This window comes from Erysipelatoclostridium sp. An15, from assembly GCF_002160675.1.
GTDB lineage: Bacteria > Bacillota_I > Bacilli_A > Erysipelotrichales > Coprobacillaceae > Thomasclavelia > Thomasclavelia merdavium.
The window spans coordinates 20,902-40,822 of the sequence record NZ_NFLA01000012.1; the positions used below are offsets into that span (position 1 = coordinate 20,902).

General features: G+C 29.3%; 18 protein-coding genes. 4 read left to right on the forward strand and 14 right to left on the reverse strand.

The window, feature by feature from the left end:
- Positions 1-180: 180 nt before the first annotated feature.
- Both B5E92_RS05725 and serC read right to left on the reverse strand, forming a co-directional pair.
- Complete coding sequence (locus B5E92_RS05725; protein ID WP_087300075.1) at positions 181-1,344, reverse strand: phosphoglycerate dehydrogenase; 1,164 nt, start codon at positions 1,342-1,344, stop codon at positions 181-183.
- A 12-nt stretch (positions 1,345-1,356) separates the two neighbouring features.
- Positions 1,357-2,442, reverse strand: a complete 1,086-nt coding sequence (serC, locus tag B5E92_RS05730; RefSeq protein WP_087300077.1) for a 3-phosphoserine/phosphohydroxythreonine transaminase — start codon at positions 2,440-2,442, stop codon at positions 1,357-1,359.
- Positions 2,443-2,644: 202 nt separating this feature from the next.
- Here serC and B5E92_RS05735 point away from each other — a divergent pair, with 202 nt between their 5' ends.
- Positions 2,645-4,330, forward strand: a complete 1,686-nt coding sequence (locus tag B5E92_RS05735; RefSeq protein ID WP_239406411.1) for a VanW family protein — start codon at positions 2,645-2,647, stop codon at positions 4,328-4,330.
- Between the two features lie 22 nt (positions 4,331-4,352).
- Here the strand turns inward: B5E92_RS05735 and B5E92_RS05740 are convergent, their stop codons facing one another.
- Complete coding sequence (locus B5E92_RS05740; protein WP_158095196.1) at positions 4,353-4,850, reverse strand: UbiX family flavin prenyltransferase; 498 nt, start codon at positions 4,848-4,850, stop codon at positions 4,353-4,355.
- A 72-nt stretch (positions 4,851-4,922) separates the two neighbouring features.
- Positions 4,923-5,852 (reverse strand): UbiD family decarboxylase, encoded by a 930-nt coding sequence (locus tag B5E92_RS05745; protein ID WP_087300081.1) that lies wholly within the window; start codon positions 5,850-5,852, stop codon positions 4,923-4,925.
- A 22-nt stretch (positions 5,853-5,874) separates the two neighbouring features.
- On the opposite strand from B5E92_RS05745, the gene B5E92_RS05750 reads away from it, so the two are divergent.
- Positions 5,875-6,363 (forward strand): LysR family transcriptional regulator substrate-binding protein, encoded by a 489-nt coding sequence (locus tag B5E92_RS05750; RefSeq protein ID WP_239406412.1) that lies wholly within the window; start codon positions 5,875-5,877, stop codon positions 6,361-6,363.
- A gap of 30 nt (positions 6,364-6,393) precedes the next feature.
- Here the strand turns inward: B5E92_RS05750 and B5E92_RS05755 are convergent, their stop codons facing one another.
- From B5E92_RS05755 to B5E92_RS05765, 3 genes are all read right to left on the reverse strand, one after another.
- On the reverse strand, positions 6,394-7,182 hold the full coding sequence (locus tag B5E92_RS05755) for a histidinol-phosphatase HisJ family protein (RefSeq protein WP_087300085.1): 789 nt from the start codon (positions 7,180-7,182) through the stop codon (positions 6,394-6,396).
- A gap of 261 nt (positions 7,183-7,443) precedes the next feature.
- Positions 7,444-8,214 carry a Cof-type HAD-IIB family hydrolase gene (locus B5E92_RS05760; RefSeq protein ID WP_087300086.1) on the reverse strand — a complete coding sequence of 257 codons (771 nt, stop codon included), beginning with the start codon at positions 8,212-8,214 and terminating at the stop codon, positions 7,444-7,446.
- Positions 8,214-10,088, reverse strand: coding sequence for a fructose-specific PTS transporter subunit EIIC (locus tag B5E92_RS05765; protein WP_087300088.1), 1,875 nt, complete (start codon positions 10,086-10,088; stop codon positions 8,214-8,216). The genes B5E92_RS05760 and B5E92_RS05765 overlap by 1 nt, the downstream gene beginning before the upstream one ends.
- Positions 10,089-10,386: 298 nt before the next feature.
- Between B5E92_RS05765 and B5E92_RS05770 the strand changes: the two genes are divergently transcribed.
- Both B5E92_RS05770 and B5E92_RS05775 read left to right on the forward strand, forming a co-directional pair.
- A complete protein-coding gene (locus B5E92_RS05770; RefSeq protein WP_087300090.1) occupies positions 10,387-11,328 on the forward strand; it encodes a magnesium transporter CorA family protein in 942 nt (313 codons plus the stop codon).
- 107 nt (positions 11,329-11,435) lie between these two features.
- A complete protein-coding gene (locus tag B5E92_RS05775; RefSeq protein WP_087300092.1) occupies positions 11,436-11,996 on the forward strand; it encodes a flavin reductase family protein in 561 nt (186 codons plus the stop codon).
- A gap of 55 nt (positions 11,997-12,051) precedes the next feature.
- Here the strand turns inward: B5E92_RS05775 and recO are convergent, their stop codons facing one another.
- From recO to B5E92_RS05810, 7 genes are all read right to left on the reverse strand, one after another.
- Complete coding sequence (gene recO, locus B5E92_RS05780; protein ID WP_087300095.1) at positions 12,052-12,798, reverse strand: DNA repair protein RecO; 747 nt, start codon at positions 12,796-12,798, stop codon at positions 12,052-12,054.
- The gene (gene era, locus B5E92_RS05785) at positions 12,788-13,678 is read right to left on the reverse strand and encodes a GTPase Era (protein ID WP_087300097.1); all 891 of its coding nucleotides are present in this window, start codon (positions 13,676-13,678) and stop codon (positions 12,788-12,790) included. Before era ends, recO begins: the two co-directional genes overlap by 11 nt.
- On the reverse strand, positions 13,657-14,073 hold the full coding sequence (gene cdd / locus B5E92_RS05790; protein ID WP_087300099.1) for a cytidine deaminase: 417 nt from the start codon (positions 14,071-14,073) through the stop codon (positions 13,657-13,659). The genes era and cdd overlap by 22 nt, the downstream gene beginning before the upstream one ends.
- Positions 14,063-14,536 (reverse strand): rRNA maturation RNase YbeY, encoded by a 474-nt coding sequence (gene ybeY / locus B5E92_RS05795; protein WP_087300101.1) that lies wholly within the window; start codon positions 14,534-14,536, stop codon positions 14,063-14,065. Before ybeY ends, cdd begins: the two co-directional genes overlap by 11 nt.
- Positions 14,537-14,594: 58 nt before the next feature.
- On the reverse strand, positions 14,595-16,634 hold the full coding sequence (locus B5E92_RS05800) for a cysteine peptidase family C39 domain-containing protein (RefSeq protein ID WP_087300103.1): 2,040 nt from the start codon (positions 16,632-16,634) through the stop codon (positions 14,595-14,597).
- Positions 16,635-16,691: 57 nt separating this feature from the next.
- Positions 16,692-17,861 (reverse strand): BTAD domain-containing putative transcriptional regulator, encoded by a 1,170-nt coding sequence (locus tag B5E92_RS05805; protein ID WP_158095197.1) that lies wholly within the window; start codon positions 17,859-17,861, stop codon positions 16,692-16,694.
- A gap of 149 nt (positions 17,862-18,010) precedes the next feature.
- Complete coding sequence (locus B5E92_RS05810; protein WP_087300107.1) at positions 18,011-19,894, reverse strand: hypothetical protein; 1,884 nt, start codon at positions 19,892-19,894, stop codon at positions 18,011-18,013.
- Between the last annotated feature and the right edge of the window lie 27 nt (positions 19,895-19,921).

The window sequence follows — 19,921 nt, forward strand, 5'->3', positions numbered from 1 at the left end:
TAAAATATATTAATAATCATAATTTAAACCAACAAAAATTACTGAAAATATTTATATTTTAATAAAAATAACTATTATCACATATAATTATTTAGTAAATTTTATTAATTTATTTATGATAAAAAGCACACTTTTTTCAAAGTGTGCTTTTTTTAGTATCTTTTAATAAAACCATTTATATTAGTCTACAATAACACGAACATTAATTACACCTTTAGCTGCTTCAATTCGATCAATAATATCCTGACGAACTTCATCATCAGTATCAATTAATGTATAAGCATATTCTCCACGTGAACGATTGACCATATTTTCAATATTCAAATTATGATCTGCGAATAAATTAGAAATTCTCGCTAAAATATTTGGTACATTTTTATTGATTACACAAATTCTCGTTTTAGATTCACGAGCTTGTTTTACCCCTGGAAAATTAACAGAATTTACAATATTTCCATTTTCTAAATATTCTCTAATTTCTGATACCGCCATTTTAGCACAATTATCTTCAGATTCCGGTGTACTAGCTCCAAGATGTGGCAAGATAATAATATTATCTTTTCCAAGTAACTCTGGTGAGGCAAAATCACTAATATATTTTCCAACTTTACCACTAGCTACTGCTTCTAGTAAATCTTCGTTATTAACTAAATCACCACGAGCAAAATTCAATAATTTTACGCCATCTTTCATCATCGCAAAAGCTTCTTTATTTAAAAAGCCACGAGTTTCTTTAGTACTAGGAACATGAATTGAAATATAATCACATTCTTTATAAATTTCTTCTAAACTTGCTGCTTGACGAGCATGTTTTGATAAAGCCCAGGCAGCATCAACTCGAATATATGGATCATATCCTTTTACTTTCATATTTAATTTAATTGCAGCATTAGCAACATTAACCCCAATTGCACCTAAACCAATAATCCCCAATGTTTTTCCTTCAATTTCTGGTCCAACAAAATTACTTTTACCTTTTTCAGCTGTTTTAGCTACATCTAGATCATCTTTTAATCCCTCTACCCATTTAATACTTTCAACGATCTTTCTAGAAGCTAGAAACAAACTACAAATTACTAATTCTTTAACCGCATTAGCATTAGCCCCAGGTGTATTAAAAACAACTATTCCATTTTCACTGCATTTTTCAATTGGAATATTATTCACCCCAGCACCAGCACGAGCAATCGCTTTTAGATTTGAATTAAAATCATAATCATGTAAAGACGCTGATCTAACTAAAATTGCATCTTCATTTTCGACATCTTCTCCATATGAATAGTTTGTATCAAACTCATCTAATCCAACTTGAGAAATCTTATTTAATAATTTTATATCGTACATAATTAATCACCCCTATTTATTTGCTGCTTCAAATTCTTTCATGAAAGCAACTAATTTTTCTACCCCTTCTAATGGCATCGCATTGTAAATAGAAGCTCTAATTCCCCCAACAGAGCGGTGTCCTTTTAAATTAGTCATTCCTGCTTCGATGCTTTCTTTTACAAACTTAGCATCTAATTCTTTAGATGGAGTTGTAAAAGTAACATTCATTAATGAACGATTATCCTTATCACTATGAGCTTTATAAAAATCACTGCTATCAAGATAATCATAAAGTAGTTTAGCTTTTTCAATATTTCTTTTTTCCATCACTTCTAAACCACCCATTTCATCAATCCATTCTAGAACTAAGCCTAAAACATAAATTGCATAAGCTGGTGGTGTATTATACATTGAATCATTTTCAATCATCAAAGTATAATCTAATAATACTGGTGTTGTTGCACTAACTTTTTGCAATAAATCTTTTTTAATAATAGCTACACCAAGACCAGCAATCCCCATATTTTTTTGAGCCCCAGCATAAATCATGCCATACTTAGATACATCAATTGGTTTTGATAAAATATTTGATGACATATCAGCAATAATTGGTACCCCATTAGTTTCAGGAACATATTTCCATTCTGTACCATAAATAGTGTTATTAGCACATAAATGAACATATGATGCCTCAGGATCCAATTTTAATTCATCTTGTGTTGGAATATGTTTAAAATCATTATCACTTCCATCATAGGCAATATTAATTTCCCCATATTTTTTAGCTTCTGTAGCTGCCTTTTTACTAAATGAACCAGTGATAATATAATCAGCTTTACCATTTTTTAATAAGTTTAATGGTACCATTGAAAACTGTTGTGTTGCTCCCCCTTGTATAAACACAATTTCATAACCATCTGGAATATTCATTACTTTTTTTAATAAGTCTTTAGTCTTATTAAAGATATCCAAATAGGAAGAGGATCTATGACTCATCTCCATTACGCTCATTCCGCTGTTTTCATAGTTCAACATTTGTTTAGCCGCTTTTTCTAATACCGGCACAGGTAACATTGAAGGACCTGCAGAAAAATTAAACACTCTTTTTTCAGTCATATTCATACCTTCCTTTCTTGTATTTAAACCTCATTATATTGTATACAATATGATTTGTAAAGTAAAAAATTGAATAATTGTATACAACAACACATTTTTTTGTTTTAATTAATAATTTCTTAAGAAAACTTATTTTTTCCCATTCGACCGAAAATAAATTGAATTATGACTAGTTCTAGTATATGATAGAGGGGATAAAAAAATGTGGGGTGAAAGTATGATAAATATGTCTAAATTAAAGATGCCTAAATTAAAAATGAATAAACGTGCATTCATTTTAACTGCAGGAATAATTGTTTTAATTTTCATAATTTATATTGGACTATGTTTTATTGCAAGTGGTAATGATTTCATTAGCAATACCACTATCAATAATATTGATGTTGGGAAAATGACTAGTCAGGAAGCAACCACTGCTTTACAAGACCAATTTAATAAAGATATTAAAAATCCAAATCTTACTTTAACAATCGATAAACAAGAATATCAAATTAATCTGCAAGATAATTTACAATTTGATATTAGTAATAAAGTAGAAAAGATCGCTAAGCAATCCGATAATTTCTTTACTAGAGGTTATAATTATCTTTTTAATCATGACCATACTATCGGAGTTGAAATTACTAATGACGATATTTTATCAAACCAAATTTCTAATAGTAATATTCTAACTTATAACACTGCAACAAAAACAGAATATGAAATAAAAGATAATGAAGTAGTATTTACCAAAGGTAAATCAGGGAAAACAGCTGAATTAAAATCAGTAATCAAAACAATCAAAGATGCGTTAAATGATTATGATTTTAAAAATAAAATCGAATACAAACCGGTTGATCACGATTTAACAAAAGACAAAGAAATGGAAACTCTTCATAAAGAATTAGCTAATCGTGCAAGTAATGCAACATTGGACAAAAATAACAACTATGCTATTGTAGATGGTCAAGTAGGTGCTTCATTTGATTTAAAAAAAGCTACTAAACTTTACAATCAAACTCCAGAAGGAAAACAATTTAGTGTTGATGCAAAAATTATTCAACCTAAAATTAGTAAAGAAACACTTGAACAAAACTTATTTAAAGATGTCCTAGGCAGCTATACTACTAATGTTAGTGGTACTGCGGTTAGAAAAAAGAATGTTCGTTTATCTGGTGAAAAATGCAACAATATCATATTATTGCCAGGTGAAGAATTTTCATACAATAATACTGTCGGAAAAAGAACAAAAGAAAATGGTTTTGGCGAAGCAGCAGCTTATTTAAACGGTGAAACCGTTCAAGAAGTAGGTGGTGGAATTTGTCAAACTTCTTCAACTTTATATAACGCTGTATTATTATCTAACTTAGAAGTAACTGAACGAACTAATCATACTTATGTTTCTGGTTATGTCCCAATTGGTCGTGATGCAACTGTTTCATGGGGTGGTCCGGATTTTAAATTCAAAAATGATAAAGAATACCCTATTAAAATAGTAATGTCTTATGCCAATAACAAAATAACCGCTCAAATATATGGTACTAATGTTGATAATACTTATGTAAAAATTACTAGTAAACAACTATCTTCAACACCATATACCACTAAATACGAAGATGATCCAACATTATTAGAAGGACAAACAGCTGTTAAACAAAAAGGAACTAACGGTAGTAAAGCTCAATCATGGCGAAATGTTTACGATGCTAACGGTAATTTAATTTCTTCTAAAAAAGAAGCTTATAGTGTTTATAAAGGTCACGAGGAAATAATTTTACGCGGTACTATGAAAGCACCAGCAACCCCTACAGCACCCGCTAGCGATCCAGCCACTCCAGCTACACCACCGGCTGATAACAACACAACCGAAGGTAATCAGCCAACCCAGCCACAAACACCAGCTCAATAACAGGCAGTAAAATTACTGCCTGTTATTTTTTATAATCCCACCGTTTATAATCAGAAATATCAATATCAAATTTTTCTAATATCTTACCTACTATATGTATTTCCATATCTTTAATTGTTTTAGGATGCTGATAATATGTTAATACTGGTGGAATAATAAAAAGATTAGGAATTCGTGCTAAATATGCTAAATTATCTAAATGAATTGATGATAAAGGCGCTTCACGAGTTACCAGAATAACTTTACGTTGTTCCTTAATATTAACATCAACAACTCGATTAATCAGATTATCACTATAACCATTTCTAATTCCACCTAGAGTTTTCATACTACACGGAATCACAATTACCCCTGATACTAAATATGTTCCACTAGCAATATTATCACCAATAGCCTCGTTTTCATGAACCACATCCACTAAAGAATATATATCTTCTATTTGATAATTCGTTTCTAACTGTAAAGTTAGTTTAGCACTTTTAGATATTATCAAATGTATTTCACAATCAGTTTTACGCAATTCTTCTAAACAGGTTATCGCTAGTGGGATTCCACTAGCGATAACCTGTTATAGCAACAACAATTCTTTTCATTAATATTTTTCCACCTGCCACTTACTAAGATCAACATCCATAAAATCAGCACGCTTGAAACAATCTTTTAAATGATATGGTACAGTGCCATCAAAAATCGTCTTACAGGCAATCCCATGATCATATATCGAACTAGAGTAATCAGGATCATTAGAAGGATCTAAGGGATGAGTTCGTACTCCTGGAATTGTAATAACATCAACATCACCTTGAAATCTAGTTGTCATTGCCCACATAACATCATTGATATCAAAAATATCAACATCTTCATCAACTATGTAAACATGTTTTAACTCACTAAAGGCACTAAATGCTAGTAATGCTGCCTGACGTTGGCGTCCTTCATCAGAAGGTAATTCTTTTTTAAACTGTATAATAGCTACAAACTTACCACCACCAAAACTAGGACAATATACATTCAAAACCTTACCTGGCATTGCCTGTTCAATCATCCTTAAGATACTTGCTTCAGTTGGAATTCCTGCCAAAGAAACATGTTCTTCACTTGGTCCAATCACAGTTTGCATAATCGGATTTTTTCGATGAGTAATTGCTTTAACTTTTATTATCGGTAAACTCGGATTAGCTGATCCCGTGCACCCCGGAAACTCCGGCATCGCTTTTCCCGTGTTAGAATTTAAATCTTCACGAACTCTTAGTCGAGGTAACAGTTCACCTTCAATAACATATTCAGCATTTGCAATACAATATTCATCTACTGTTTTACATTTTACTAGTTCTACGGCTTGATCTCTTAACCCGCCAGCAATTTGCAATTCATTATAACCAAGTGGCGTTGTTGGTGATTCAAAACAAGACGCTATTTCAATCGCCGGATCAACTCCTATTGAAATAGAAATTGGGAGTGGCTGATTATCGGCTTCTGCCTTTTTCCTAAATGCATCAAGATGTCTAACCCCATTAATCAATCAATTACAAGATAAATATCAATTGGTTATTAATGAATGTGAAGAATTTCAGATTCGAGATGAAATCAACCCAAAAAATTGCGATTTAGCGATCGTTAGAGAAAACTCTATTGATTATAAAAACTATTGCAGTAAAGTAATTGCTCACGACGAATTAGTAGTAGTAATGTCTAAAAATCATCATTTAGCTAATAATAAAGAAATTGATTTTAATGATCTTCAAAATGAAAGTTTCTTATGCATGCCAAAACATACTTATATTTATCAGCTATTTAATGAACTATGTTTAAAATATCATTTTCAACCAAAAATAATGATGAATGCTCGCATAGAATCATTAATTGGGTCATTGCAATCTAATCAAGGAATTAGCTTATTAATGAAAAAAAGTTTATTAGTTTTTAATCATCCTAATTTAATTTATAAATCATTAAAACAACCGGTTTTTAGTAATATTGTTTTATTATATAAAAAGTCGCATCAAGAATTAATCAATAGTTTAATGAAATAAAAAATGGTGATTATCAAAAATCACCATTTTTTATTTCATTGTCTTTTCATAAATATCTACAATATTCATTCCAACATGACTTGGCTGATGAGCATCACTTGCCGTAATCATTTTTACCCCATGTTCTTTAAAAATATTTAACAGCTCATCACTAAGACCAATATCTTTATGATGATAGCGATAATAACAACCAGTATTATTTTCAGCTTTAACATGATGTTCATTTAATAACTTAGCTAGTTTATGATAAGTTGGTACCAAATCATAATCAGGATAATAATTAAACATTTTAATCGTATCTGGATGAGCTAATTGCGTAAACAAATCAGACTTAACTAATTTAAACACCAAATCATAATAATCACGATAAATATCATTTACATCATATTTATCCCATAAAATTTCTTTGGAAAAATTCATATCATATAATTTACCATTAATTGAATGAATCGCTCCAACGACAAAATCATAATCATGTTCACTTAAAACTTTACGAATATATTCTTCATATTTAGGTACATAACATACTTCTAAACCAAAGGTAACTTCAATTGGTAAATCCAATGCTTTTACTTCTTTAATCAAACGATCATAATCATCTAAACTATCTTTAAATTTCATTTTTTTATTTTCTAACCACTTTTTTTGTTGTGGTATTTCTTTTAATTCTAAATATATTGGTTCAAACTCTTTAAAACGATGTGTATGATCTAAAATTTGAATTTTACTTAACCCCTTTTTTACTGCCGCCTCAACAAACTCTAAAACATATTCTTTACTTAAATCCCCGTATTCTAAATGCATATGACCATCTATCATAGTCATCCCCCTTTCTTTTTTATGATTATATGTCACTATTTTTAAAATGTACAGTAATATTATAACATGAAAAAAAGGAGCCAGGGGAGACTCCTTTTTAATGATGGATGTTGTTTTTTTTGGGAGAGGGAATCATCCATCATTGGGTTGTAAAACATATATGAGGGGATTAATATATTTTACATATTATGGTTTGTCTTTCGACATTATTATCCTAACACTGGTGTATGAATTAAATGTGAACTCCCATTAAAATTTAAATTATTTTATCCAGCCATGAACACGACAAGCATTATAAATACCATCATTAGTATTACGATCAGTAATATAGTCCGCTTTAGCTTTTAAAGCATCACAAGCATTTCCCATGGCAATTCGATAAAAACGTTCATCAAACATATCTAAATCATTATAATCATCACCAAAAACAACTACATCATCAATATTACCATCAATCAAAGTCATTAAATCAATAATTCCTTTTTTCTTATCATCTGGTTGAAACATTAAATATTCTGATTCAAACCGTAAGTGACCTAAAGTATCTTTTAATGTTAATTCAGATTCCTTTTCTTCAGGAATTGAAATATATAATTTATAAATATTTTCTAAATCACGATAATCTAATTGATTATCAATTGTATAACGAGTAGGTTCTTTTCGATAACCAGCCTGTTTTAAAAATAAAGTATTTTTACTATAAACATCAATACTATCAAATGGAGCAACTAATATTCCATAGCCTAATCTTTCTGCTTCATTAATTATCATTAAGGCTTTACTTCGATCTAATGGTGCATTTTTAATCAAACGATTATTTAAAACAATACCATTACCACCATTACATACCATATTAGTTAACCTTACTTCTTCCATAAAACTTTTAGCTTTATAATAGGCCCGACCAGTAGCAATAGCAACAAAATTACCATTTGCCTGTAATTTTTCTAATGCCTTTTGAGCACTAGGAACAATCTGATGTGTTTTATTATCAGTCAAAGTTCCATCAATATCAAAAAATATATATTTCATCACATATCATCCTTTTCTTTAAATATACCATAAATCATTGCCCCACAAAGACTACCAATTAGTATTGCTACCACATATCTTAATGGATGAATAACTAATGGTAAAACAAAAATACCACCATGAGGTAAACTGATTCCACAATTATAAACCATCGAAAAAGCACCAGTTAAAGCTGAGGCAATCATACAAACAGCCGTTACTAAACGACGATCTTCTTTTACAAAAGGAAGTGTCCCTTCCGAAATAAACATTAATCCTTTTAAATAATTACTTCTACCTAATTTATGTTGATTTTCAGTAAATTTATTTTTAAAAAACGTTGTCGCTAAAGCAATAACTAATGGCGGTACCATCCCTGCAGCCATCACCGCAGCCATCAATGAATAGTTACCTTCTAATATTTGACTAATTGCAAATATATAGGCAATTTTATTAATTGGACCACCCATATCAACTGCCATCATAGCACCTAAAATAATTCCTGCAATTAGTTTTCCAACTAAATTCATACTATCAAGTGATACGGCAATAATTTGATTTAATGCCCCAATATAAGGACTAATAACTAAAGATATTATAAATGCAATAATAACTCCAAAAATCGGATATATTACAGTTGTTGATAAGCCCTGATAGCTTTCAGGTAACTTTTGCCACAGTTTTTGTAATCCTAATACAATATAACCACCTAAAAAACCAGCAATAATACCACCAAGTAAACCAGCGCCATTAGCACCATCATAATATAAGCCAGTTATCATCATACCAATTCCACCAGCTAAAGAAACAGCGAATCCTGGCTGTTTAGCGACTGCTTGACCGATATAGCCAGCAAAAATTATCGGTACAATTGTTTGAATTAAATGACCCGCTAAATAACTATTTGTTAATAAAAGGTTATCATAAATAGTATTAATATTAAATAAATTATATTCCTGAATAAAAATAGGTATTGAAAGTAAAGCTCCAGCTCCAATTAAGATTGGTAATATTCGATTAAGAGCCTCACATAGTTGCATATATAAAATTCTTAAACGTGATTGTTTAAATCGTTTTGAATCATCACCGTCATGATAAATTTCTACATTTTCATTAGTAGCTTTTAATAACAGTTCCTCTGGTTTATTAATACCATCAGCCACGCGGGTAATAATTACCGGTTTACCATCAAATCGACTCATTTCTACCTGTTTATCAACAGCAACTATAATACATTTTGCCACAGCAATTTCTTGATGAGTCAATGGATTATCAATACCAGAAGCTCCATTAGTTTCTACTTTTATTTTTATACCAAGTTCCTGGGCTTTTTCTTCTAAACTTTTTGCTGCCATGTACGTATGAGCAATTCCTGTTGGACATGCAGTCACCGCTAAAACATCATAAGTACCATTATTTTCTAAATCAGGTTTATCTAATGTCTTTTCTTTTTTAGCGATTAAATCTAAAAAAACAGCAGTATCAGATGCCATAATCAAACTTTCTTTAAAATCTTGATCCATCAGCATCTTTGATAATCGTGCTAATGCTTTTAAATGATCATTACCACCATCATTGCTTGCAGCAATCATAAAGAATAATTTTGCTTTTTGATTATCAAGAGCATCAAAATCAACACCATCTTTAACAACCATCGCTGCTAATGCAAAATCATCAACGGCTTCACTTTGAGCATGGGGAATTGCAATTCCCTCTCCTACTCCTGTTGATCCTTGACTTTCACGAGAAAAAATATCTTTTCGATATAACTCGCGATTATTTATTTTACCAGTTGTCATCATTAAATCGACTAAATGATCGATTGCTTCTTCTTTTGATGAAACTTTAGCATCTAAATCAATACTAGTTATAGTCAATAAATCTGTAATATTCATGTATTTATCCTCACTATTTATTATTAGTTATTTTATATATTGCAAACATCAATAGTATATACTTAAGCTTTAATTACGTCAAATTATTATTAAAATAGCTATTAACTAAAAAATTTAAAAATTTTCCAATATTATTACATCAAATAGTAGGAAAAATTCAACAATCTATGTTATAATTACTCACCGAAAGAAGGTGTTATTATGTCTCCCGAGCCCGAGTCGTTCGAAAAAATGCAACAATTGAATATAAATAAAATGCAGGAGGCATATTATGACCTCCTGTAATAAGGAGGTTACTATGTTAGAATTCTACAAAACTTTTGAAAACAAAACCGTAAAAATCGATCAGCCAGAATATGGTTGCTGGATCAATGCTGTTAGTCCTACTGAAGAAGAAAAAAATTTCTTGATTGAAGAAATGGGTATCGTTCCTGAATTTGTAAAATCATCATTAGATGAAGAAGAAAGTTCTCACTTAGACTATGATGAAGATAATAATCAAACATTAGTTATCGTCGATTATCCAAGTGCTGAAGACAAAGCTGATGGTTTCGATACATTACAGTATACTACTTTGCCATTAGGGATCGTTATTATGAAAGGATATATTGTTACAATTTCATTGTATGAAAACTACAATATTGATGATATGGCTAAAGGAAAAGTTAGAGGAATTGATACTAATTTAAAAACAAGATTTTTATTATTATTATTACTTAGAATCTCACAACGTTATTTGATTTATTTACGACAAATTGATCGTTTATCTTCAAGAACTGAACATCGTCTGCATAAATCAATGCAAAACAAAGAATTAATTCAGATGTTAGGTTTAGAAAAATCGTTAGTTTACTTTTCAACTTCTTTAAAAACTGATGAAATTACTTTGAATAAAATTATGCGTGGTAAACCAATTAAATTATATGATGAAGATCAAGAATTATTAGATGACGTAATGATTGAAATTCATCAGGCTATTGAAATGTGTAATATTTATTCTAATATTTTATCAGGTACAATGGACGCTTTTGCTTCTGTTATTTCTAATAACTTAAATATTGTAATGAAGATATTGACAGTAATTACAATTGTTATGTCCATCCCAAATATCATTTTTAGTTTTTATGGTATGAATGTTACTGGCTTACCAGTACCAGTATGGTGGTTCCCAACTTTATTAGCTATAATTGCTTGTGTAATTGCTACAATCATCTTTATTAAAAAAGATATGTTTCATTAGGTCGAAATTTCGACCTTTTTTTATTAAAATTATTAGATATACTTGACATTAAAGTTAACTTTAGGGTTAGACTATAAATAGTCAAATAGAATTAGGAGGAATTATTGATGAGAAAAAACTTTGGTGCAAAACCATTTTTATATCCTTGTCCAGTATTAATCATTGCTTCATATGACAAAAACAATAATCCTGATGCAATGAATGCTGCCTGGGGAAGTATTGCTGATTATAAAAAAATCGCTTTATATTTAGCTAGTAGTCATAAAACAGTTAAAAACATCCTTCATAAAAAAGCATTTACTGTTAGTATGGCTGATGCTAATAATGTAGTTGCTGCTGATTATGTAGGAATAGTATCAGGAAATAATGTTCCTGATAAATTAGAAAAAGCTAATTGGCATACTACTAAAAGTGAATTTGTTGATGCGCCAATCATTGATGAACTAGCAATGACTTTAGAATGTAAATTAATTAGTTATGATAAAGAATCAGAATTATTGTTAGGTGAAATCGTCAATGTTAGCGTTGATGAAAAAGTTTTAGATGATCAAGGAAAAATTGATCCTGAAAAATTAGAACCAATTACTTTTGATCCAGTCAACAATGCTTATCTTAAACTTGGAGCAAAAGTAGGTAATGCTTTTAAAGATGGTAATAAAATTAAATAATTTTTAAGTGTTCGCTAAAAACAAGCCCCGTAAGTTATTTTTGACTAACGGGGTTTTATAACATTTTTAATTGTTTAATAAACTTTCGACTTTTAAAATTGATTCCAGTATATTCATCAACAAAAGCTTCCATAATTTCCACTAGTTTATTGATAACTGGTGTTGATAAATGTAATAAATCAATTTTTTCCAACGGAATCTTATTAATATAACGAAACCCTTTTAATACTTCTACATCCAAACGACGATCATACTTACCAAGACAGTTTTGACAGACAAATCCCCCATTTAAAATTGAAATACCAGCGATTAGATCTTGACGACCACAACTTACACATTGATCAACTTCCAACGATGAACCTGTAACATTTAAAATAAAAGCATTAAACAATAAATAAACTAATTTTGGTTCATAGCCATCATTTAAATATTTTAACGCCAATAATGAGGCATCATAGATACTAGCATCAGGATCATTTTCTTTTGTGTATTTATCGACAAATTCTAAACAATAAGTTGCATAGGCTTCTAATTCAATATCTTCTTTAATATGACGAAAATAGTCAACTGCACTACCTTTGATCAATCTAGATAATCCAGTTTTAGGAATTAAAGTAAATTCCGATAAAGTAATGCTTTGACAAGAAGGAGCATTTTTACTAGTCATCTTTTTTACTCCTTTTGCAAGCAAGGTTAATTTGCCATATTCACGACTATAAATCCAAACTAACATATCATTTTCTTTATAGGGCTTGTTTTTTAAAACAAGCCCCTTAAAAGCTTCTTCGTTTTTAATAGTCATCTTCGTTATAACCGAATTCCTTTAAATATTTTTGTTTATTACGCCAATTTCGTTCTACTTTAACGAATAATTCTAAATGAACTGGTACTTGTAAAAAGCGTTTCATTTCTCGTTGGGCATTAGTTCTAATTTTTTTGATCATTGAACCCTGTTTACCAACAATAATTCCCTTTTGACTATTACGATCACAAACAATAGTCGCCATTACTTCTACGCCATCTTCATCTTCAATCATTCTTTCAATTACAATAGCCACACTATGAGGAACTTCTTCTCGAGTAAAATATAAAATCTTTTCACGAATGAATTCAGCCATAACAAATCGCTCTGGATGATCAGTAATATGTTCTTTAGGATAATACATATTACCTTCAGGTAAATATTTTTTTATAGTTTCCACTAAAAGATCAACATTATCATTATTTAAAGCACTGATTGGAATTATTTCCTTAAATTCAAATAACTCCTGCCACTTTTGTAACTTCTTAGCTAAAGCTTCTTTACTTACTGTATCAATCTTGCTTAAAACCAAAAATACTGGTCCATCAGCCTCTTTTAAGCGATTAATGATAAATTGGTCACCCTTACCAATAATCTCATTTGCTGGAGCTAAAAATAAGACAATATCAACCCCATAAATACTATTAAGCGCTGTTGTATTCATAAAATTACCTAGACGATCTTGAGGGCGATGGATTCCAGGCGTATCCATAAAAATAATCTGAGCCTGATCATCAGTATAAATACCTTGAATAGTATTTCTTGTTGTTTGCGCAACATCTGACATAATTGCTAATTTTGTTTTTAATATACTATTTAGTAACGTTGATTTCCCGACATTAGGACGACCAACAATACTTACAAATCCTGATTTGAACATTCTAAACTATCTCCTTTAAATGCTAGTGGCATTAATTCTTCTACTGTTGTTATTTGATATTCGTTTTGATTAGCTAAAATAACGCGACAATCTTTAGCCAATAATTCAACCATTACCTGGCGACAGCTACCACATGGTGAAACTAATTTATTACCAAATGATACAATTGCTATTTGTTTAATATCTTCTTTATTATAACCATTACAATAAGCACTATAAATCGCATTACGTTCAGCACACATACTTGAACCATAAGCAGCATTTTCAATATTAGTCCCTAAAAAATAATTATTATCTTTCATCTCAATACATGCTCCAACCTTAAAATTAGAATAGGGACTATAAGAATTATCAGTTGCTTTAAAAGCTTTAGCAATAATTTCTTTAATTTCCATAATTATCCCTTTCAATCTTTAAAGCATTTAAAATATCTTTTTGTTTTTTAATCATTTTTGCTTCATCTTCAGGATTCATATGATCAAATCCTAATAAATGCAACAATCCATGAGTAAATAAAAAGCACATTTCTCTTTTCATACTATGACCATATTCTTTAGCTTGCATCTTAGCATGATCAACACTTATAAAAATATCACCTAAACTTCTTGGCATCCCTTCAACATAAAATTGTTCACTATCTTCAAGAGCAAAGCTGATAACATCTGTTGATCGATCAATATTACGATATTGTTTATTAATTTCATGAATCTTATTATCATCAACAAATATACATGATAATTCTAAATCACTTTCAATTTCTAATTGTTTAGCTGTTTCTTTAATTATTTCTTGATATATTTCATTATAATCCTCTTTAAAATCAGCTACTTCATTTATTAACGCAAAATCTATTTCCATTTTAAAATTACCGAGTATCCTACTCGATTTCCTCCTTTCTAAATTATAACTAACGGCACTATTTTCTTATTTTTCCATGTTCAATTATAACACAGTCAAATAATTCATTCATCAATTTTGTTTGATGGGCAACAATTATTACAATTAATTTTCCAGCTAAACGTTTTAAATAGTCCATAATTAACATTAACCGCGTTTCATCGACATTGCATAAAGCTTCATCAAGAATTAAAACCTGTGGTCTTTTCAATAACGAACGAATCAACATCATAATTTGAGCCTGACCAGATGATAATGGATGACCATCATCACTAATGATCATATCTAACTTATTTATAAATTCTTCCATCTTAAACTCTTTTAATAAAAAATTCATCATCTTTTCATTATGACGATTTAATAAAAGATTAAAACGTAACGATTCTCGATAAAAAATCGGCTCTTTATCTAAATATATCATCTTTTGATACAAGCTATTAACATCAATTTTTTGTAAATCAATTCCATTAATTAATATTTTTCCTTTTAATAACTGATCATAATTCATCAACAATTTCAATAACGTTGATTTACCAGCTCCTGTATCCCCTTTTAACCAGATAGATTTTGTAATTGTTAAATCTAAATGTTCAATAATTGGTTTACTGTATCCATAACTATAACTAATATGATCAAATTTAATCTGTTTTATTGGCCCTTTAAAATACATCTTCTTTGTCTTTTTCTCTGGTAACAGTTCTCGATAACGTTCAAATAAAATCAACACTTCATCCTTTTCTAAAACAAAACTAATTATATTAAATAATGGTTCAATCATATATGATATTAACAAATAGAAAAAAACAATTTCACCAACACTCAACCTCGCTTGTTTATAATAAAAACACGCTATTAAAACGACACTATATAATAGCATACCAATTAATAATTCACTAATTCCATTAATACGATTTAAAGCATTATTACGACGATACAAAAAATAATTATAATCTTCAAATAAAAAATTAATTTTATTACGGGCAAAACTCTTTACAAAAAACTGATGACTATTATAAATATTTCGTAAATATTCCAAATGCCCCTGATTCATCATTTCCTGACTAGAGATAATCTTTTTATTCATCGAATTAATCTGTTTTAAATATCTAAACAACAAAAATGCAATAACAATAAAAAAACATGATGTTATTAAAGCAATAGAAACCGAATAAATCGTTAAAGCGATAAACAAACCAATGAGTAAAATCAAATCTATAAACATAGCGCTATATAAATGAATAAAAAACTCACTAAATTGAAACAGATTCTGGACCTTGCTCATCAAGATACCATCCTGGCTATTTTGAAAATAATTTAATGGTAAATTAAGCATGTTAATTACTGTTTTATTAACATAAATTTGATTTAAATAACGTTGAATATCAATTTCTAATTTTTTCCGACTATAATCAACAACTATTTTAATTAAGCTAACTAACGCAAAAAATAATGTAAAACATACTATATACCAATAATCCATCATTTCAATTTGATCAATTAAACTTTGAAAATAACTCGAACTTAAAATACTGCAAATCGAAATAAGCATACTGCGACTAACTAATTTTAAAACAAACTGATAATTATCTTTAAGATGTAATAATATAAATTCTTTAAAATTAACTTCTTTATTTTCTTTTTTAGCATAACGTCCTACATGTTCATTACAGATACATATTCCAGTAAAGATTGCTTTTAACTGGTCATGATTTAATTTTACCAGTCCTTTAGCCGGATCCCCTAATAAAACATACTTTTTACTTACTTTATATAAAACACAATAGTGGGTCATCTCATCATTAAGTACATGGATAATACAAGGAAGCTTAGCCTCTTTAATTAAAGTATCATAATCACACTGATAAGCCTTAGCATCAATATGATAAGCAGCTAAACATTTAACCATTCCATAAACACTAATGCCAGCACTAGTGATTTTGCTTAGCTGTTTAATTTCTTTAATTGAAATATCAAGATGATAATATTTTAAAATCATCTTGATACAGTAAGCACCACAACTGTATTCATTATCTTGTTTAAATATTGGATATCGTAACATATAAAAAACCTCCTACTTTTATTTACATCTGTAGAAGGCTAAATTACTTTTTCAATTTTAATTTTCTTTTAATTCCTGAATAGCTTCTTCAATTACAACACGTTCATATTTTTCTTGCAGATAAAATTTCTTTTTAACACGCATAATAGCTTTTTTAGCCCCTTGATAATTACAATCAAGAATCAATAAATATTGTTTTATACTATAACGACATACTACATCTCCAAGCCGAAAACTTTTAATTAAAATCTGTTGCAAAGTATTAGATGTTTCTTCTAATACTAGATTATTAATCTCTGGATTTTTAGTAATATAGTCTTTTGGATGGAGCGTTAATAAAACCATTGATTTTTTAGAACCGCTACGCAAAGAACTTCTTAATGACAATTGATAGATATTTTTAAACAAATCATAATCACACACAAAAGCTCCATTAACATGATTTTCTTTTAAATCTGAATAAATAACATCAAAATCAATTTCATAATTATTATATTGATCCATATTTAAATAATGACTAATTTTTCTTAACGCCGTACTACTCAAACTATCTTTTATTTTATAATAACGCTTTTTAGCCAAAACCAATTTCCCTTGTTTAACCAAAGCATAAACTAAAGCACAATTTACATTATCATCACTTGGATTGGTAGCTATTACTTTTAAACAAATTTCTTCAACAACACTATATTCATTCATTTTTAAATAATAATCGATTAAAAATGTAGTTACATTTAAAAAATGAGAATTTAAATAATGCCGAATACTTAATAATTTATCATTATTATTTATCATCTTTAAAAAATCTCCATCATAAAGCAACAACGCTTTTTGATAAAGTTTAACTTTCTTATCATCATTAAGTTCATTACGCCCTAAACGATAATAATTAATAAAATTATCAACATCAAATACTAATTCAATTTCCGGATTCCAATAATATGTTCCTTGTGATGATAATATATAATCATACTCACCAAGATTTTTATTTAATAGTCCCCTTAATCGAAAAATCAAAGCTTTTAAAGCATTAGCCGGATTAGTTGAACTATTATTTACAAACATCAATTCTTGTAAATCTAAAGAACTTAATTTATGACGATGATGATATATAATATAAGCCAGTAATACCGCTAATTTTGATGAATTAATTTTGTTGAAACTAAGGCAGCGATTATCTTCAGTTATAATTGTATAAGTATTTAAAAATTTTACTATTAGTTTCATATGTTCTCCCATTATTTTTCTTCTTGTTAACAACCTACTTTATTATACCTCATTTAACAAATCTTATTAACTATTTAAAAGCATTTTTCGATTAAAAATCACAATTAAATAACAAAAACAGTTCACTAAGAACTGTTTTGTTTTTAAGATTAGGAATGATTTTTAAATTTTATTAACTTTTTAGTTTTTATTCCATAAATAAGCCCGGCAATTATAATAACTAATACAATGCCACCAGCTATAAAAAGAGTCTCATTACTATTATTTACCTGATTTTCTTTACCATTAACTAAAGGTGTTTGTTCTTCTTCAATTATTTCTGTTTCTTCTTCTTGATATGGCACAATGTTTCCATCAGGATCAACTGTAGTAATACTACCATCAGGATTATTCATAATTGGATTACCTGTTGTCCCTTCAATTGTAATCGCTGTACCATTAGCATTGGTTCCTTGTAAAGTAACTGCCATCTCACTTGTATTATTAGCGACAATTGGATTTAAAACAATATCATTATTAGTATCATTAATATCACGATATACCATGACATAATTTCTTCTTGTCGAATAAAAATCATGATCATAATGACTTTCCTGTCCTGGAAGCAACACATATGTTGTTCCATTAGCCTGGAACTGTTGTTCAACATCAATTGATAAAGCTTCATTTACATTAGCTGTTACTTTAGTAGTATATAAAGTTTTTTCACCAACATTGGTATGTGAAACATCCATATAGGTAATAGAAACTTCATAGCTATTAATTTCTACCCCTTTTTCGGTATAATAAACATTATATTCTGTTATATTATGCCCGAATTTATGAGTAATTTTGTTACCTTCAACATAATCTTGTTGTGCGCTATTTAAAATATAAGTAGTTCCATCATAATCAAAACTGCTATCTAATGTTATTGTTTTATTTTTACCTGGATCAACTGTGTATTCATGAATCTCTAAAATATTGCCAGTCGCTAAATCAACGTAATTTACTTGAAGTGGCTGTGGTGTTGTTTCATCACTTACTAACTGCTTATAATATACTTGATAATTTCTTTGACTATCTCCAAAGCTATGAGTAATTTTATTTCCATCAACCAATTGATACTGCAAACCATTTTTCATAAAAGAAGAAGATGGATTATGTTCAACTGTTTTATTTTTTTGTACTAATAATGTTTTTGTCAATAATACATTATTAGTTTCTTTATCAATGTATTGAATAAAAATATTGTATGGCTTACTTGTTTCATCTTCTTGAACTTGATAACGGACTACAGTTTGCATTACGCCCTGACTATAACTTTGCGTAATTTTAGTACTATAACCACTCATTATTTTATATGTTCTACCATTAATTGTTGAAACAAAAGTTTCTGGAACTGTAACCGAACCACCTGTATCCTCATTTACAGTATACTCAATTGTTTTATGAGTAGTACCATCCTGATCCACTAAAATAACTTTACTAGTAAAATTAGGTTGGGCTCTTTTTGAATACGTAAAAGTATATGAGGTATTTCCATAAGGGATTGCTACATAGTTATTACTGGTAAGATCATAAACATCACCGTTATAACTAAGCGATGATGAAGCAGTATAACTGCATCCGCTATTATATGTAGCAACAGCTTGTCTTGAATCAGCAATTTTCATTCCATTTGAATCAACAAAATTAATAGTGACATAATATTGATTTAAACTATTAATTATTTGCGAAACAGCATTAGGATCATCAATTTGTTTTACTGTCAAAGTTGCTTGCCCACTACTATTAGCCGCTACTCTAATTGTATCACTATCATAGGCTGCAATAGTCTTTTCAACCACATTATTTTGCGTACTTGTTTGATAGACATATCGCACACTATTACCACTATTGTTTTTAACAGTAAATAAACGGTCATTAGGACTATCAGAAATCAATGTTCCTAGTGTTAAATCCGAAGCGGCATCAACATCAATCGTAATACCAGCTATTGGTACAACTATCAAAGCTAAAATAAGTAATAATCTAAATACTTTTCTTTTCATCAACCATTCCTCCTTGTTTATACCATC

Excerpts from the sequence above, each read along its gene's own strand:
- B5E92_RS05725 (WP_087300075.1), bottom strand. The coding sequence starts at position 1,344 with ATGTACGATATAAAATTATTAAATAAGATTTCTCAAGTTGGATTAGAT.
- serC (WP_087300077.1), bottom strand. The coding sequence starts at position 2,442 with ATGACTGAAAAAAGAGTGTTTAATTTTTCTGCAGGTCCTTCAATGTTA.
- B5E92_RS05735 (WP_239406411.1), top strand. The coding sequence starts at position 2,645 with ATGTGGGGTGAAAGTATGATAAATATGTCTAAATTAAAGATGCCTAAA.
- B5E92_RS05755 (WP_087300085.1), bottom strand. The coding sequence starts at position 7,182 with ATGATAGATGGTCATATGCATTTAGAATACGGGGATTTAAGTAAAGAA.
- B5E92_RS05760 (WP_087300086.1), bottom strand. The coding sequence starts at position 8,214 with ATGAAATATATATTTTTTGATATTGATGGAACTTTGACTGATAATAAA.
- B5E92_RS05765 (WP_087300088.1), bottom strand. The coding sequence starts at position 10,088 with ATGAATATTACAGATTTATTGACTATAACTAGTATTGATTTAGATGCT.
- B5E92_RS05770 (WP_087300090.1), top strand. The coding sequence starts at position 10,387 with ATGTTAGAATTCTACAAAACTTTTGAAAACAAAACCGTAAAAATCGAT.
- B5E92_RS05775 (WP_087300092.1), top strand. The coding sequence starts at position 11,436 with ATGAGAAAAAACTTTGGTGCAAAACCATTTTTATATCCTTGTCCAGTA.
- recO (WP_087300095.1), bottom strand. The coding sequence starts at position 12,798 with ATGACTATTAAAAACGAAGAAGCTTTTAAGGGGCTTGTTTTAAAAAAC.
- era (WP_087300097.1), bottom strand. The coding sequence starts at position 13,678 with ATGTTCAAATCAGGATTTGTAAGTATTGTTGGTCGTCCTAATGTCGGG.
- cdd (WP_087300099.1), bottom strand. The coding sequence starts at position 14,073 with ATGGAAATTAAAGAAATTATTGCTAAAGCTTTTAAAGCAACTGATAAT.
- ybeY (WP_087300101.1), bottom strand. The coding sequence starts at position 14,536 with ATGGAAATAGATTTTGCGTTAATAAATGAAGTAGCTGATTTTAAAGAG.
- B5E92_RS05800 (WP_087300103.1), bottom strand. The coding sequence starts at position 16,634 with ATGTTACGATATCCAATATTTAAACAAGATAATGAATACAGTTGTGGT.
- B5E92_RS05805 (WP_158095197.1), bottom strand. The coding sequence starts at position 17,861 with ATGAAACTAATAGTAAAATTTTTAAATACTTATACAATTATAACTGAA.
- B5E92_RS05810 (WP_087300107.1), bottom strand. The coding sequence starts at position 19,894 with ATGAAAAGAAAAGTATTTAGATTATTACTTATTTTAGCTTTGATAGTT.